Genomic DNA, 15469 nt, shown 5'->3' with positions numbered 1-15469 from the left:
TCCGAAGGATCTCCTCTTTTGATTTTTTGACTTAAAAAGAAAAGTATTAGGTTCTTCGCCGGCTGCATAATGACGGAATATGGGCATGAAGGCGGAGGTTCTTCGCCGGTTGCAGGATGACGATCAAAGGATTAATTAATTTTTAAACTTAGTTAAAATTTTAAAGCACGATAGATTGGGAGTGAGTAAATGAAAAACCTATTTCCTAACCTCTTATTTACTACCATCAAATAAAATGGAGAAAAAGTTAAATATTACTTTTTTAATTTTGTTTTTCGTTTTGATTGGAGTTATTTATTTAAGTAGCAAATATCCAGAAATTGCCATCTTAAAAATATTAAAGTTTGGGCTTGAGGCGTCTTTTGTTGGATTTATTGCAGATTCTTATGCCGTCTATGGGCTATTCTACAAGCTTGGACCACACACGGATATAATTTTAAGAAAAAGAAAAAGTATAGAAAACAAAGTTATTGATTTTGTAGCCAACTTTTTATTAAGCAAAGAAGTAATAGAAAAAGAACTCAGCAACATTAGGTTTGATGTAGATATAATCTCAAAAATAGAAAATCCAGAAACAAAAAAGAAAGTTGTTGATTTTTTAAAGTCTGTAATTGAGAAAAAAATAAAAGAAAAAAAAGATTATCTTGAAGAGTTTAAAGAACTTCCATTGGGAGCTTTTGTAAAGACCGCTTTTTATGATTTTGCAGAAAAGTTTTTAGCTAAGTATTTAGACAAAAATTTAGAAAGCATAGTTGACGAGCTTTTAAAAAAGATTAAAGATGATGAGAATATAAAAAAATCTTTAAATAGCGAGCTTAAAGAAGAAATAACAAAAATTATATTGGAGAATCACGATTTTATTGTTGATTTAATAAAGAAAAGACTTGAAAGCATATCAGATGAAGAGTTTATAGATGCAGTTAAAAAAGCTTCTTGGGATGAATTACAGTGGATAAGATTTAATGGAGCAGTTTTAGGCTTTGTAATTGGAATATTCTTAGGAATTTTAAATTTGGATTGGTAAAGTTTTATAATACTAAATTTTTTGTTTTATTCCTTTAAGATAAACTCAAGTTGCTGTAAAATAAAGACGAGTAAAGTTGTATGATAATATATTTATTATATGACTTGTTGTTTTGTTAAAGTTAAGAAATTATAAATTATCATAGAATTTACTTATTTATGGGATAAATGGTATATGTGGTATTATATGTTAATATAAATGTAATTATATTAAAGGAATTCTTTTCATAAAATTCTTCTGATACCAAAAAGTAATGGCTTATATCCAAATCTATTTCTTCTACGATTTTTAGCTTATCTTTAATTTCTTGACCTAATTCATCATAATATTCCTTAAATATCGCTCCAGCATCAGCTTTTCCATTTAATAAAGAATTTATGATTTCATCAAAAGATTCATATAAAATAACTTCTTTATTATAAAGACCTGTTTTGTTTAAAATACAATAAGAACTAAGTTTATCAACTATTGCTATATTTTGGAAATCCTTTTGATTATTTAAACTAATTAAAAGAAATTTATCGTAATAACCTTTAAATCTTCCTATAAGTTTGTAATTTTTTTGTAAAAGAATTAAAGCAGCATCAAAGCTTGCATAATATATATCTGGTTTAAAATTATCTACTGATATTAATGCTTCTTCTTCGTAGAAGTTTTTATAAGGTTTAAAATCTACTTCTTGTTTAAAAATTTGCTTTATTTTATCTGAGATTTTAAGCCATTTTTCCAGTCCCTCTTTTGTATCATGCGGACAAACTCTAAAGGTAATCATGAACCTCTTCCTTTATAATTTAATATAATTACATTTATCCAAGAATTAGATTTACAAGAGATTTCTCAAGACGAAATCAATAAACTTAAAGAATATCATGAACTTGGAAAAATAGTTAGGAATTTAATAATACAGAGGATTCTTATAGAAAGCTTAAAAGATATTAATCAGCTAATTATATCTGCAGAAACAGAAGAGGAATTATTTCAAAGAATATGTGAAAGCCTTGTAGAAAAAAATCATTTTAAATTTGTGTGGATTGGAAAGAGAGAAGGAGACTTTATTAAGCCAGTATGTAAGTATGGCAAAGACGATGGATATATAGATAATTTAGTTGTAAGTGTCAGAGAAGACCTGCCGGAGGGAAGAGGTCAATCAGGAAGAGCTTACAGAGAAAATAGAATTATTATAAATGAAAATACATTAACGTCAGAATTTATGACTCCATGGAAAAATCAGCTTCTAAAAAGAGACATATATTCATCGTTAGCTATTCCGGTAGAAAAAAATGGAGAAGTTTATTTAGTAATTACTATCTATTCAACAAAGCCATTTGTATTTAGAAAAGACTTTCTAACTTTATTTGAAGAACTTAAACAAGATATATCTTTTGCTTTAAATAAAATAGAAAAAGATAAAGAAAATATACTTTTAAGAAAGGCTGTAGATAATTCAAAAATGTGGCTTTTAATCACTGATTCAAATGGAACAATAGAGTATGTAAATCAATATGTTATAGATTTGACAGGATACACAAAAGAAGAAATAATTGGCAAAAATCCAAGAATATTTAAATCTGGAATACAGGATATAGAATTTTACAAAGAATTATGGAACACTATATTGTCGGGCAAACCATTTTCAGCAGTATTTGTAAATAAAACAAAAGATGGAAGACTAATTTATATAGACCAAACCATCTATCCAATTAAATTAAAAAATAAAACACTTAAATTTGTTTCCATTGGAAGAGATATAACACAAGAGAAACTACTTTCAGAGGAAATAGAAAAATATAAATACTATGATAGTTTAACTGAGCTTCCAAATTTTATATCATTTAAAATTCAATTCTCAGAAATAATTAAAAACAAAATATACGAAAAATTTGGATTAATATTGATAGACATTTATAACATGTCTGTAGTTAATGCTTCTTATGAATTTGAAACAGGCAATGAAATTTTAAAAGAAGTAGCAAAAAATCTAAAAAAAGAATTTCCAGATGGATATGCAGCCAGAATTGGAAGTGATGAGTTTGCAATACTTATTCCAAATATAGAAAACGAGTCAATACTTATTTATAAGATTAGAGATGCTTTAGATAAAGATTTAAATACTTCCAAAGGCAAAATTCATATTTCTTACAACGCTTCAATTGTCTTATACAATGAAGATGGTCAAACATTTGAAGAGCTTTATAATAACGCTGTTCTCACTTTAAACACAGCTAAAAAAGAAGGAGAAAATGTAATAAAATTCTATGAATCACAGTTAAATAAAAAATTAGAAGAATATCTAACAGCTGAAAAGATTGTAGAAAAAGCATTTAAAAAGAAATTATTTAAATTTTACTTCCAGCCATACTTTAAATCAGAAGACTTTTCAGTAGCAGGATTTGAATCATTAGTCAGGATAGTAGACGAAGATGGAACTGTTTATCCACCTATAAAGTTTATAGATTATCTTGAAAACAGCAAATATATCACAAAATTTGAAGAATGGGCTTTAGAAGAAGTTTCTCAAAAGATAAAAAAATTTAACTCTTTGAATGATAAAAAAGATAGAACAATATCTCTAAACCTATCACCAAAAGGACTGCTTGGATACTCATTAAACTTAACATCAGATGAACTATCAGATAAAAACTTTGTTGAAAGGTTAAAATCTTTGCCAATAGAAACTCAAAATAACTTAGTAATAGAAATCACAGAAAGAAATGTCATAAAAGATATAGAAAAATCTAAGAAGATATTTAAAGACATTAAAGATTTAAATAAAAACATAAAAATAGCGATAGATGACTTTGGAACAGGATATTCATCTTTAACATATTTAAGAGATTTAGCTATTGATATACTGAAAATAGATATGTCTTTTGTAAGGAACATTGCAAGAAGTAGACAAGACTTATCGTTAGTAAAATTCATAATTGGATTAGCTAAAGATTTTGGATTAAAAACAATAGCTGAAGGTGTAGAAACAGAGGAGCAGGTAAAACTTTTATCCTTACTTGGAGCTGATTATCTACAAGGATTTTATTTTGCAAAACCAATGCCAGAAGAAGAAGCTATTAAGTTAATTATGGAGAATATATAGATAAAAGAGTAAAGATAAAGTGATGAGTGATATGTAAGGAATTTTATCAGCGTTTCACTTATCACTTTTTGCAGCAGAGATGAAGAATAATATTTGCCTTTTTGCCATTCTGTTGTCGGCAAAGAATCCCGTTTTTTTAAAAAACATTAAAAGAGGAGATCCTTCAGTCTTTGGCTTCAGGATGACGAAAGAATTTATGAGTGAAGTGTGTCAGGTTAAAAGATAAACTTTATAAACGCCCCACCTCTCACTTTCTCGCATTTCATATCATGATGTTTAAAATAAATTTCTTGTGCTATAATATTTCTTTAAAATTTTTCAGCGGAGGAAGAATTATGCACCAATTAATTAGAGAAATTGAACAAAAATATTTACCACAAGACATTCCTGAATTTAAAGTAGGAGATACTGTAAGACTTCACTTAAAAGTTAAAGAAGGTGAAAAAGAAAGAACGCAGATTTTTGAAGGTTTAGTTATAAGAGTTAGAGGCAGCGGAACGGGGAAAACTTTTACAGTTAGAAAAGTTTCTTACGGCGTTGGAATGGAAAGAATTTTTCCAATAGCATGTCCATCTATTCAAAAAATAGAAGTGGTTAAACGCGGTAAAGTTAGAAGAGCTAAACTCTACTACATCAGAAATCTCAAAGGTAAAGCTGCTAAAATTAAAGAGCTTAAAGAATGGGAAATCAAGAAAAGACAAGCAGAATCTCAAGCTTCTAAAGAAAATAATGGATAATGTTGAAAAAGAACTTTTTAGTCAAGGTTATGAAAAAATTGTTGGTATAGATGAAGCAGGAAGGGGACCGTTAGCCGGTCCTCTTGTTATTGCATCAGTCATTTTTCCTAAGCATCAAAAACCATTCATACATACTGATTCAAAAGGTCTTTCAGAAAAAGAAAGAGAGTATCTCTTTGAAAAAATTCATGATTATGCTGAAGAAATAAATATTACAATCGTAGAAAATACAGAAATAGATAAGTTTGGCATATCAAATGCTGCAAAAATATACATGGAAAACAATCTAAAATCTTTAAAATCAAAATGGGATATAGCTTTAGTTGATTTTGTAAAATTAGATGAAAGTATAAATCACCTACCTTTAATCAAAGGAGATGAAATATCTCATACAATAGCAGCAGCAAGTATAATTGCGAAAGTAGTTAGAGATAGAATAATGATTGAGTATAAAGAAAAATATCCTAACTTCTCTTTTGATAAACATAAAGGCTATGCAACTAAACAACATTATCAAGAGATAAAAAAATTCGGCATTACTCCAATCCATAGAAGAAGCTTTAATCTTGGAGTTAATGATGATTAAAGATATTATAAAAAAACTTACAGAAAGACAAGACCTAACAAAAGAAGAGATGACCTATCTTTTTGATAATCTAATGGAAGGTAATCTAACCGATGCACAGATTGGAGCTGTTTTAATTGGCTTGAAGATGAAAGGAGAGTCTGTTCTTGAAATAGAAACAGCAGCAAGAATTATGAAGGAAAAAGCTGTTAAAGTTGTAGTTAAAGATAAAAGCAAACTTGTGGATACATGCGGGACAGGTGGAGATAGGTTAAACACTTTTAACGTGTCTACAATATCGGCGTTTGTTGTGGCGGGAGCAGGTGGTAAAGTTGCAAAGCATGGTAACAGGTCTATCTCTTCAAAATGCGGAAGTGCAGATATAATGGAAGCTTTGGGAATAAAAATAGAGCTTACAGCGGAAGAAGTTTCAAGGCAGATTGAAGAAATAGGCCTTGGTTTTATGTTTGCTCCATTGTTCCATCCGTCAATGAAAAATGTAATAAAACAAAGAAGAGAGATAGGCGTTAGAACAATTTTTAACATTCTTGGACCACTTTCAAATCCGGCTGATGCAAATTATCAAGTGATGGGCGTATATGATAAATCCTTAGTTGAACCACTAACAAAAGTCTTACAAAATCTTGGAGTAAAAAAAGCTTACGTAGTCCATGGATTAGATGGGTTAGATGAAGTATCTATCACAGCAGAAACTTATGTTGGAGAAATTAATGAATCTGATATAAACTTTTATACAGTAAAACCGGAAGATTTTGGATTAAAAAGAGCTGAGATTTTTGAAATTCAAGGTGGAGATGTAGAATGTAATAAAGAGATTGCTTTAAGTATTTTACAAGGCAAAGATTATTCTTCAAAAACAGATTTTGTGGCTTTAAATTCAGCATTTGCTTTAAAAGTTATAGGTCTTGTTGATTCTATAAAAGATGGAATAGATCTGGCAAAAGAGACTATTTATAATAAAAAAGGCTATGAAGTTCTTGAAAAATTAAGAAATTTCTCATAAAGGGGGATTGATATGGTTTTAGAAGGAAAGTTGGCATTTGTAACAGGAGCAAGCAGAGGAATTGGAAGAGCAATAGCTTTAAAATTGGCTTCTATGGGAGCCGATGTAATTATTAATTACTATAAAAACAAAGAAAAGGCTGAAGAAGTCAAACAAGAGATAGAAAAGCTTGGAAGAAAGTCTTATATAGTTCAAGGAGATTTTGGAGTTAAGGAAGAGATTGACAGAGTATTTGATGAAATCACAGAAAAATTTGGCTACTTAGATATTTTTGTAAGCAACGCAGTAGCATCAGGAAGAGAAGTAATCGGTGGTTTTGCACCATTTTTAAGACTTAAAGAAAAAGGCACTCTAAGAATATACAACATAACAACCTTTGGTTTTATATGGTCTTCTCAGAGAGCCGTTAAGCTTATGGAAGGAAGAGAAGGAAAGATTATAGCTATTTCATCAACCGGGACAAGGGATTATATGCCAAATTATGCAATACACGGTTCAGCAAAGGCAGCATTAGAAACACTTGTTAGATACTTAGCAGTAGAAGTTGGTCCAATGGGAATTAATGTAAACTGTGTATCCGGTGGACCAATAGATACAGAAGCAATCCAGCTTTTTCCGAACTATGAAGAAGTTAAAGAAGGAACAATCAAGCTAACGCCACTTGGTAGAATGGGACAGCCGGAAGATTTAGCCGGGGTGGTTGGATTTTTATGCACTCCGGATGCAAGATGGATACAAGGTCAAACTATAGTAGTTGACGGTGGATTATCTTTAGTTAGGGGTGGAAGATAAGTGATTAGGTGAGAAAATGAAAAGTCATTTTTTATCATTCTGAAGCCGGCAGAGAATCTTACATTTTTTTAATATATTACATTCCACCTTTTACGTACGGGCAATTCATGAATTGCCCCAACATACTTTTTATATCTCACCTTTATAAGGAAATGTGATGTTTAAGTTAAAAAGAAAAAGATTAAATCACAAAACATTTGTAAAAAGATTCAAACTGTTTTTATACAATCTTTTAGAAAATGATAGAAATTCTCTAAATCATATCTATTCTATCTTTGCAATTTTTTTAGTTTTAACATCCTCAATTACGGTTTTTCTATTAATATCTCCAAAAAGTGAAAAGCTTCCTCATGATTTACATACTTTTCTTATAGACTTTGAAGAGTTTGCATTATTTTTCTTTTTGATTGAATACATACTTAGATGGTGGGTTGTTTCTGATTTTACAGAAGATTTTAAAGATTATTTAACTGAACATAAACAAAGAAATTTAAAAGTATATTTTAATGCCTTTTTATATGCTTTAAAGCCAAAGCTTAAGTGGATGATAAAGCCTTATTCAATCGTAGACCTTCTTGCAATATTGCCAATCATAAGACCTTTAAGAATGCTTAGGATATTCCAACTAATTAGACTACTAAAACTTTTAAGATACTCTTCTGTATTTAGAAATTTCTTTTTTGCGTTTAAAGAAAATGGCTTTGTCTTTACATTTACTTTTTCAAGTTTGTTTGTAAATATTATTTTCTTCTCTTTTTTAACATACATCTATGAACATAACGCAGGAAATAAAAATTTTGACAGCATCTGGGCAGCCATTTACTGGGGTATCATAACATCTTTTACAGTTGGATATGGAGATATAGTTCCTATTTCTGATGTAGGAAAGATTGCAGCATCTTTAATGGTAATTATTAATGTTATTTTAGTATCAGTTTTAACGGCGGGTTTTTCTGTTTCTTTTATAAACAAACTTTTAGAGTTGAAGGAAGGAGAAATAGTCATGAGAGATTTAAAAGACCACATAGTTATTTGTGGATACAATGAAACATCTGAAGAAATCCTTGAAAAAATAATGGAAAGCGATATAGATAAAGAAAAACCTGTTGTGCTTTTAACAAACTATGATAAAAAAGACTTAGGAATAGAATTATCAAGGTATATCATTTATAAAAAAGGGGATTTTATCTTAGAAAAAAATCTTTTAGATGTTGGAATAGAAAATGCTTCAGATGTAATCATCGTCGGTGAAAAGCTACTAAATCTATCTGAGAGAGATATAGATGCAAGAACAGCTTTAGCAGGTATGCTTATTAGAACGCTTAATCCAACAGTAAAACTTTATATAGAAGTTCTTTTGGATGAAGATGCAGAAATTTTTAAAAAACGAGTTGGAGCAAGGGAAGTTTTGATTCATGGTCAGATAGTAGGAAAGATAATGTTTTCAAGTTTATTAAATCCGGGTGCAACAAACTTAATAGAAACGTTATTAGATGTAGAGACAGGAATTCAAAAAGTAAAAGTTAGAGAACTTGGAAGTTATAAAACTTTCGGAGAGATTATAAAAATCGTTAGAAAAGATGGCTATTTACCGATTGCAGTAGAAAGAAGTAAAAAAATAATCTTAAATCCGGAAGATGATTTTGAAATTCAAGAAAGTGATGCAATATTTTTAATACCAAAAGGCGAATCTCAATGAAAAACATAATCATCACGAGAGAAGCGTCAGGTTTTGAAGAAGTAAAAGATTTATTCATAAAAGCAGGATTTAATCCTATATCTTTTCCATTAATCAGATTTGAGCCGGTAGAAATTAAAAATTTTAATCTTGAAGATTATAAATATTTAATCTTTACAAGTAAAAATGCAGTCAAGTATTTCTTTTCTCAAATTCCAAAGATTGATAAAAAAATCATAGCTGTTGGAGAAAAAACAGCAAAATACTTAGAAAAACTTGGATATAAAGATATAATCGTTCCGGAAGTCTTCAGTGCAGAAGGCCTTAAAGCATATTTTGAAAAAAACATAGATACATTTAAAGATAAAAAAATAGCTTTAATAAGAGCATCAGAAGGAATGGACACACTTTTAAACAGCAATTTCAAGATAGACCTTATTCCGGTGTATGAAACGAAGCTAAACATTCCTGAAAATGTTGACGAAATAAAGTCATTAATAGAGAATGAAAAGGTTTATGCAATAGTATTTTCAAGTCCCTCAACTTTTAAAGGTTTTTTAAATATTTTTAAAGAAGAATCAAAAAAGCTTTTAGACAAAATGCTGACTGTCGCTATTGGAAAAACTACAAAAAATTTTATAGAAAGTCAAGGATTTAAAGTTGATGTAGTGCCTGACAAGTTTACATTTGAAGAGATTGTGAAGAAGTTAAAAGTGATAAGTAAGGATTGATTTAATACCTTGCATAAGTCATACCAGTTTGAGAAAATTAAAAAAATGAAAGATATGAGACTCCTTTAGCTAGCTGACAAAAGCTACTCAATGGTGCTATTCTGCAGCTATGCAAAGAATCTCTACCTTCATACCCATACTCTGTCATTCTGCAGCCGTGCGAAGAATCTCCTTCCTTTTACCTCTTGCTTATTCACTGTATGGGCAATTCATGAATTGCCTCTACTCACTTTCTCACCTTTTTAAAAGAGGAGATCCTTCAGCCTTCGGCCTCGGGATGACAGACAAAGGTAATAATGTATCACTCTAAGGCTACAGCAAAGAATCTCAACAATCCTTTTTGAAATCTATTTCCCATACTTCTTTTAACTTATACAACACACTTATCCAAGCATAGAAGAAATTTTTTCAAAATTACCCGTCATTAAAAGAATACCTATTAGAATAAGTAAAATTCCACCTATAAACTCAATAACTGCAAAATATTTTCTAACTACATTAAAGAATTTAAAAAATACATTTATCGCAGCTGCTGTTAGAATGAATGGAATTCCAAGACCCATAGAGAATGCAAACAATAAAATTGTCCCTTGTGCTACTGTTTCTTGTTGAGAAGCTACTAATAAAATTGCTCCAAGAATTGGACCTATGCAAGGTGTCCAACCAAGAGCAAAAGCAATACCTACCAAGAAGGCCCCAATTGGTCCAGGTGGTTTTTTCTTTACTTCTGTAGTTTTTTGCTCATAAAGTATTTTATAAATACCGGTAAAATAAAACAACGCAAGTGCTACACCTACCAAGAAAACATAAAACCCGGTTCCAAAAATCTCTTTTGATGTGTAATAATCATAACCGTAGAACAATAACGTTAAACCCAAAATAAGTCCAACAATCTGCTTTGCCTTTTCGGATTGTAGGATACCTGTAAAATGAATGCCAAGCAAAATTACAATTATTGCAGCCATTTTGGATATAATCGATTTATACTCCTGCAAAAACTGACCTACAAACGTAGAAGCAGCACCAAGAGATGTAAAGACTATAGAAAAACCAATTACGAAAGCTACAGCAGAAATTATTACATTCCAATCAAATGTTTTTTCTTGCTGACCTGAAGCAGTAATTCCTGAAATATAAGCAATATAACCCGGAATGATTGGCAAAACACAAGGAGATAAAAATGCTAATATACCCCCTAAAAACGCTGCTAAAACGGTAATATTTTCCATCACTAACTCCTATTTAAGATTTTAAAGCCTTTTCTAATACTTCTTTGAACTTATTGATATCTTGCGGACCGATAAAGATTTTTACAATCTTGTTATCTTTTCCAATTATATAAGTTATTGGAGTTCCTATTATTCTATATTTTTCCATTACTTCATAGTTGCCAATTAAAACAGGAAATGAAAAGCCCCATTCTTTCTTTACTTGCTTGATTTTACTCACATTGTCAGTATCTATGACGATAGCATAAAATTTTACTTTGTCTTTATAGATTGGATAAAGCTTTGATTGAAGTTCTGGCAGTTCCTTTTTACAAGAATGACAAGTAGTAGCCCAAAAAGTTATTAAAACTACATCATTTTTTAAATCTGATAATTTAACTATTTTCCCATCCTCATCTTTAAGCTGAAAATCCGGTGCTTTTAACTCAGCATAAGATATGTTAAATAAAACAATTAGAAGTAAAATAATCCTTTTCATTTAATTCCTCCTTACATGCCTTATACAAATATATAATTAATACATTGTGTAAGAAATTCAATAAAAGTATGAGATTCTTCATTTACGCCTAAGAATAACGAAATTAGATTGTTCCTCTCATCCCAAGGACGTAAGTCCGAAATATCTCCTTTTTAAATTTTATAAAAACCACTAATTTCTCACCCAAAGCATGCTTGTAGAATAAAATAATATAATAATTACATCATATATGCAAATTTATGAGAAAAATCAGGAGAGAATTTGAGAGAGTTAAGACCAACGTCAAACTTAGTAAAGCAAGCTTTGTTTAATATTCTTTATAGCGTGAAAGGTAAAGACTTTTTAGATTTATTTGCCGGAACCGGTCAAATTGGAATGACTGCATTAGAAAAAGGTGTAAAATCTGTAGTCTTTGTAGATATAGAAAGAGAAAGAATTAATCAGATAAAGGAAAAGCTAAAGAATGTTGAAAATGTTAAATTTGTATCAAAAGATGTTTTAAAATACTTAAAAGACCAACCCGATGAGAGCTTTGATATTGTTTTTGCAGACCCACCTTACGATTATAAATATTATGATAAACTAATTAAAGGAGGTTTAAGAGTTTTAAGAAATGGCGGCATGTTAATAGTAGAACACAGATTTAAAAACGACCTAAGCAGTATTGAACCGGATTTTTATTTAGAATCAAGAAAATATGGAGATACGGTTATTAGTTTTTGGAGAAAACAATGACAGCCAAAATATGCGTTTACCCTGGAACGTTCGACCCTGTTCATTTTGGACATTTAGATATAGTAGATAGAGCATTAAATATTTTTGATACTGTTGTAGTTGCTTTAGCTGAAAATCCAAAGAAAAAACCACTTTTTACTTTGAAAGAAAGAATAGAAATGTTTGAAGATGCTGTCTCAAAGTATAAAGGCAGGGTGATTGTAGAAGGATTTTCCGGGCTTTTGGTAGATTTTATGAAAAAGTATAACACTAAAATCATTGTACGAGGAGTAAGACTTTTTACAGATTTTGAGTATGAGCTTCAAATAGCAATGACAAACTACAAACTTGACAAAGTAGAAACATTTTTCATGATGCCATCTCAAGAACTTATTCATATAAGTTCAACCATCGTAAAGGATGTTGCATTTCATGATGGAGATGTTAGCTCAATGGTTACACCATTTGTAAAGTCAAAATTAGAAGAAAAAGTTAGACAGTTAAGAGAGGCAAGAGAGTGAAAGGTAAGTCAAGAATTTCCTTTAAACTTCTTATTAAAGGTATATTACTGTTGAGTTTAGTTTTTATTTATATGCTCGTAAACGGATGCTCTATTAAAGAATATACAGCAATAAAAAATAAAAATCCTGAAATCTACTGTTTAAAATCAGTAAATGTAAACTATCCAGAACCGACTTTAAGAGATGTTTTGACCAAAAGCATAAGCGATGGGATTTTACAATCCGGAAACAAATTAGAATGCAGTGATAGTACTGAATATTTTGTGTATGCAGATGTTGTGAATCTTAATTTTATACCACTTGGATATTCTCCGGCTCAAAGGGCTAACGTTTATAAAGTTAGCATTGATTTAAGGCTTAAAGTAGAAGATAAACATGGAAATGTTGCTATAGACCGGATGATTAAAGAAAATACTCAGTATGTAGGTGCCGGTTTAAGGTCTGATATTGAAAAAATTTACGCTTTTGAAGAAATTGGAGAATTGATTAAGATAAGAACCCAAGCGGTGCTTACAAAAAATGAGTGAGATAAAAGCAAGCCAGCTTTTAAAAGAATTTAATTTAAGTCAGTTAAAGCCGGTTTTAATTATCTACGGAGATGAGTATCTAACAAAGGCTCTTGTCGTTGAGAAGTTTAAATCGGTTTTGCCTGTAAAAGTTTACTGGGGAGATGAGTTAGATTATACATCTTTTAGAAATCATCTTTTTTCAAAAGATTTATTCTCATCTTCAAAGGCAATAGTTGTTAGAGATTTTGAAGCCTTTACAGATAAGCTTAAAAAGGACGAGTTAAAACAAATCATAGAAGATATTAAAAATATAAAACTACCAGATAGATTGGTTTTAATTGTAAATTTAGAAAAGTTGGATAAAGAGCCTTATAAATCTTTGTTAAAACTTGGTAATGTTGATGTTGTAATTTCTAAAAAATTAACTTTTCAGGGATTTTTGACTTCTTTAAAAAACAAATTGGCAAAGGAAGGAAAAACCGTTTCAGATGAAAATTTAAAATACCTTGCAAGCCTTTTAAACAACGATTTGACAATAGCAAAAAATGAAGTGGAAAAACTTTTATTGTACGTTGGAGATAAGAAAGAAATAACAAAAGAAGATATAGATGCTGTAGTTACTCCTGTTTTTGAAGAGAATGTATTTAATTTTTTAGACAAATTTTTTAAAAAAGATATTTCTGCTTTAAAGATTTTTATCAATCTGCTTAATAACGGCGTTCATCCCTTTGAAATTCAAAGCTTAATCTTATCTCAGTTAGAAAAAGCTTTACAAACAAAGATTTTAATAGAAGCCGGCAACAGTTTAGAAGAAGCTTTAAATAAAGCAGGAATAAACCATCCATTACAAAAGGTAAACATTTCAAATATTTTAAAAAATCTATCTAAGGAAGAGATGGTTAAGCTTTTAGATAATCTTTACAACTTGGAAGTGGCACAAAAAATATACTATCAAGATATAAACGAGACTTCAAAAGAGTTTATTCTTAACTTTGTAAGGAGCTAAAATGGAAAAAAGCAGGCTTGAGCTAAAAAATATAGAAAAAAGCTTTAAAAATAGAACAGTAGTAAATGGTGTGTCTTTGTATGCAGAAGAAGGGGAAATAGTGGGACTACTTGGTCCAAACGGTGCCGGTAAGACAACTACTTTTAAGTGTTTACTTGGTTTTTTAAAGCCGGAAAAGGGAAGTGTTCTACTGAACGGTGAAGATATTACAGACCTTCCTGTTTGGGAAAGGGCAAAAAAAGGAATAAGCTTTCTACCACAAGAATCTTCAATATTTAGAGATTTGACCGTTTGGGACAATCTTATGATGTTTTTAGAGTTTCAAAATTTGACTGTTTCTGAGATGACATCAAAAGCGCAGGAGCTTTTAAAAGAGTTTAATATAGACCATCTTAAACATCAAAAAGCTTCGACCCTTTCAGGTGGTGAAAGGAGAAGGCTTGAGATAGCAAGAAGCTTGATAATAAATCCTTCTTTTTTACTCTTGGATGAGCCATTTGCAGGTGTAGACCCTGTTTCTGTAAAAGATATTAACCAGTTAATCCTATCTTTAAAATCAAGAAATATAGGAATAATCATCACTGACCATAATGTTAGAGAAACATTAAAGATAACAGACAGAGCCTACATAATTGCCCATGGGAGAGTAATAGCAGAAGGAACTCCTCAAGAAATCGTAGAAAATCAAGAAGTTAAAAGAGTTTTTCTTGGAGAGGATTTTGTTTTGGTCTAATTTACCAGTTTTCCAGTAGATTTTTGAGTTTATCCTCTTTTTGTTTTCCTAAATTTAACATTTTTGCTACATATTTGCCGAGAATATCAAATTCAATGTTTACAATATCGCCAACCTTTCTGTATTTTAGGTTTGTATTTTCCCATGTGTGGGGTATGATGTTTAAATCAATGACATTATCGTTTACATAATTAATGGTTAAGCTTATCCCATCTATCGCAATAGACCCTTTTTCTATCACAAGATAATCATACTCAGAAGGAAATTTGATTTTTATGTTTGTATGCTTTCCAAGGTTTGTTATGGAAGTTATTTCTCCCGTTGTATCAACATGCCCCTGTACTATATGCCCCCCAAGCCTGCTTGATGGCGTCATGGCTCTTTCTAAATTAACATATTCATTGATTTTCAAAAACTTAAAATTACTTCTTTTTATAGTTTCATTAGATACTTCAAAGTCTAAGGAGTTTTTATCAATGTTTGCAACTGTCAAGCAGACTCCATTAACAGCCACGCTATCACCAAGCTTTATATCATCTAAAATTTTATTACACTCTACTTTTATTTTTAATCCGTCATTCTTTTTATTTATAGCTGATATTTTCCCTACTTCTTCTATTAATCCTGTAAACATGCT

General features: G+C 30.3%; 17 protein-coding genes. 13 read left to right on the top strand and 4 right to left on the bottom strand.

The annotated features are described in order from the left end of the window. Positions 1-235: 235 nt before the first annotated feature. Entirely contained in the window at positions 236-1024 is a 789-nt protein-coding gene (locus SYO3AOP1_RS00985; protein ID WP_012458928.1) for a DUF445 family protein, read from the top strand. A 148-nt stretch (positions 1025-1172) separates the two neighbouring features. Here SYO3AOP1_RS00985 and SYO3AOP1_RS00980 read toward each other — a convergent pair whose 3' ends face one another. Continuing rightward, on the bottom strand, positions 1173-1796 hold the full coding sequence (locus SYO3AOP1_RS00980; RefSeq protein WP_012458927.1) for a hypothetical protein: 624 nt from the start codon (positions 1794-1796) through the stop codon (positions 1173-1175). Between the two features lie 24 nt (positions 1797-1820). Between SYO3AOP1_RS00980 and SYO3AOP1_RS00975 the strand changes: the two genes are divergently transcribed. The 7 genes from SYO3AOP1_RS00975 to SYO3AOP1_RS00945 all read left to right on the top strand — a co-directional run bounded on the left by SYO3AOP1_RS00975 (position 1821) and on the right by SYO3AOP1_RS00945 (position 9642). Next, positions 1821-4115: an EAL domain-containing protein gene (locus SYO3AOP1_RS00975; protein ID WP_343122255.1), complete on the top strand. Its 2295-nt coding sequence runs from the start codon at positions 1821-1823 to the stop codon at positions 4113-4115. Between the two features lie 335 nt (positions 4116-4450). Then, positions 4451-4852 (top strand): 50S ribosomal protein L19, encoded by a 402-nt coding sequence (rplS, locus tag SYO3AOP1_RS00970; protein ID WP_012458925.1) that lies wholly within the window; start codon positions 4451-4453, stop codon positions 4850-4852. Next, positions 4845-5438 carry a ribonuclease HII gene (locus SYO3AOP1_RS00965; RefSeq protein WP_012458924.1) on the top strand — a complete coding sequence of 198 codons (594 nt, stop codon included), beginning with the start codon at positions 4845-4847 and terminating at the stop codon, positions 5436-5438. Before rplS ends, SYO3AOP1_RS00965 begins: the two co-directional genes overlap by 8 nt. After that, positions 5431-6441, top strand: a complete 1011-nt coding sequence (gene trpD, locus SYO3AOP1_RS00960) for an anthranilate phosphoribosyltransferase (RefSeq protein ID WP_012458923.1) — start codon at positions 5431-5433, stop codon at positions 6439-6441. The genes SYO3AOP1_RS00965 and trpD overlap by 8 nt, the downstream gene beginning before the upstream one ends. A 12-nt stretch (positions 6442-6453) precedes the next feature. Continuing rightward, positions 6454-7233: an SDR family oxidoreductase gene (locus tag SYO3AOP1_RS00955; RefSeq protein WP_012458922.1), complete on the top strand. Its 780-nt coding sequence runs from the start codon at positions 6454-6456 to the stop codon at positions 7231-7233. A gap of 157 nt (positions 7234-7390) precedes the next feature. Continuing rightward, complete coding sequence (locus tag SYO3AOP1_RS00950) at positions 7391-8932, top strand: ion transporter (protein ID WP_012458921.1); 1542 nt, start codon at positions 7391-7393, stop codon at positions 8930-8932. Then, entirely contained in the window at positions 8929-9642 is a 714-nt protein-coding gene (locus SYO3AOP1_RS00945) for a uroporphyrinogen-III synthase (RefSeq protein ID WP_012458920.1), read from the top strand. The genes SYO3AOP1_RS00950 and SYO3AOP1_RS00945 overlap by 4 nt, the downstream gene beginning before the upstream one ends. A gap of 383 nt (positions 9643-10025) precedes the next feature. Here the strand turns inward: SYO3AOP1_RS00945 and SYO3AOP1_RS00940 are convergent, their stop codons facing one another. Together SYO3AOP1_RS00940 and SYO3AOP1_RS00935 are read right to left on the bottom strand one after the other, a co-directional pair. Continuing rightward, positions 10026-10871 carry a cytochrome c biogenesis protein CcdA gene (locus tag SYO3AOP1_RS00940; protein ID WP_012458919.1) on the bottom strand — a complete coding sequence of 282 codons (846 nt, stop codon included), beginning with the start codon at positions 10869-10871 and terminating at the stop codon, positions 10026-10028. Between the two features lie 13 nt (positions 10872-10884). Then, the gene (locus SYO3AOP1_RS00935; RefSeq protein ID WP_012458918.1) at positions 10885-11349 is read right to left on the bottom strand and encodes a TlpA disulfide reductase family protein; all 465 of its coding nucleotides are present in this window, start codon (positions 11347-11349) and stop codon (positions 10885-10887) included. A 261-nt stretch (positions 11350-11610) separates the two neighbouring features. Here SYO3AOP1_RS00935 and SYO3AOP1_RS00930 point away from each other — a divergent pair, with 261 nt between their 5' ends. The 5 genes from SYO3AOP1_RS00930 to lptB are packed head-to-tail and all read left to right on the top strand — an operon-like array spanning position 11611 to position 14832. Further along, positions 11611-12084, top strand: coding sequence for an RsmD family RNA methyltransferase (locus tag SYO3AOP1_RS00930; protein ID WP_012458917.1), 474 nt, complete (start codon positions 11611-11613; stop codon positions 12082-12084). Beyond that, positions 12081-12584 carry a pantetheine-phosphate adenylyltransferase gene (gene coaD / locus SYO3AOP1_RS00925; RefSeq protein WP_012458916.1) on the top strand — a complete coding sequence of 168 codons (504 nt, stop codon included), beginning with the start codon at positions 12081-12083 and terminating at the stop codon, positions 12582-12584. The genes SYO3AOP1_RS00930 and coaD overlap by 4 nt, the downstream gene beginning before the upstream one ends. A 50-nt stretch (positions 12585-12634) precedes the next feature. Beyond that, positions 12635-13111: a hypothetical protein gene (locus SYO3AOP1_RS00920; RefSeq protein ID WP_281340765.1), complete on the top strand. Its 477-nt coding sequence runs from the start codon at positions 12635-12637 to the stop codon at positions 13109-13111. Further along, positions 13104-14099 (top strand): DNA polymerase III subunit delta, encoded by a 996-nt coding sequence (gene holA, locus SYO3AOP1_RS00915; protein ID WP_012458914.1) that lies wholly within the window; start codon positions 13104-13106, stop codon positions 14097-14099. Before SYO3AOP1_RS00920 ends, holA begins: the two co-directional genes overlap by 8 nt. A gap of 1 nt (position 14100) precedes the next feature. Next, positions 14101-14832 (top strand): LPS export ABC transporter ATP-binding protein, encoded by a 732-nt coding sequence (lptB, locus tag SYO3AOP1_RS00910; protein WP_012458913.1) that lies wholly within the window; start codon positions 14101-14103, stop codon positions 14830-14832. 1 nt (position 14833) lies between these two features. Here the strand turns inward: lptB and SYO3AOP1_RS00905 are convergent, their stop codons facing one another. Beyond that, positions 14834-15466, bottom strand: coding sequence for a riboflavin synthase (locus SYO3AOP1_RS00905; protein ID WP_012458912.1), 633 nt, complete (start codon positions 15464-15466; stop codon positions 14834-14836). Positions 15467-15469: the final 3 nt, after the last annotated feature.

It is taken from the genome of Sulfurihydrogenibium sp. YO3AOP1, from assembly GCF_000020325.1.
In the GTDB taxonomy this organism is placed as follows: domain Bacteria; phylum Aquificota; class Aquificia; order Aquificales; family Hydrogenothermaceae; genus Sulfurihydrogenibium.
This window is presented reverse-complemented; position numbering and strand designations above follow the sequence as displayed.

Bases quoted from the DNA above. Each gene is read 5' to 3' on its own strand.
- SYO3AOP1_RS00985 (WP_012458928.1), top strand. From the start codon at position 236: ATGGAGAAAAAGTTAAATATTACTTTTTTAATTTTGTTTTTCGTTTTG.
- SYO3AOP1_RS00980 (WP_012458927.1), bottom strand. From the start codon at position 1,796: ATGATTACCTTTAGAGTTTGTCCGCATGATACAAAAGAGGGACTGGAA.
- rplS (WP_012458925.1), top strand. From the start codon at position 4,451: ATGCACCAATTAATTAGAGAAATTGAACAAAAATATTTACCACAAGAC.
- SYO3AOP1_RS00965 (WP_012458924.1), top strand. From the start codon at position 4,845: ATGGATAATGTTGAAAAAGAACTTTTTAGTCAAGGTTATGAAAAAATT.
- trpD (WP_012458923.1), top strand. From the start codon at position 5,431: ATGATTAAAGATATTATAAAAAAACTTACAGAAAGACAAGACCTAACA.
- SYO3AOP1_RS00955 (WP_012458922.1), top strand. From the start codon at position 6,454: ATGGTTTTAGAAGGAAAGTTGGCATTTGTAACAGGAGCAAGCAGAGGA.
- SYO3AOP1_RS00950 (WP_012458921.1), top strand. From the start codon at position 7,391: ATGTTTAAGTTAAAAAGAAAAAGATTAAATCACAAAACATTTGTAAAA.
- SYO3AOP1_RS00945 (WP_012458920.1), top strand. From the start codon at position 8,929: ATGAAAAACATAATCATCACGAGAGAAGCGTCAGGTTTTGAAGAAGTA.
- SYO3AOP1_RS00940 (WP_012458919.1), bottom strand. From the start codon at position 10,871: ATGGAAAATATTACCGTTTTAGCAGCGTTTTTAGGGGGTATATTAGCA.
- SYO3AOP1_RS00935 (WP_012458918.1), bottom strand. From the start codon at position 11,349: ATGAAAAGGATTATTTTACTTCTAATTGTTTTATTTAACATATCTTAT.
- coaD (WP_012458916.1), top strand. From the start codon at position 12,081: ATGACAGCCAAAATATGCGTTTACCCTGGAACGTTCGACCCTGTTCAT.
- holA (WP_012458914.1), top strand. From the start codon at position 13,104: ATGAGTGAGATAAAAGCAAGCCAGCTTTTAAAAGAATTTAATTTAAGT.
- lptB (WP_012458913.1), top strand. From the start codon at position 14,101: ATGGAAAAAAGCAGGCTTGAGCTAAAAAATATAGAAAAAAGCTTTAAA.
- SYO3AOP1_RS00905 (WP_012458912.1), bottom strand. From the start codon at position 15,466: ATGTTTACAGGATTAATAGAAGAAGTAGGGAAAATATCAGCTATAAAT.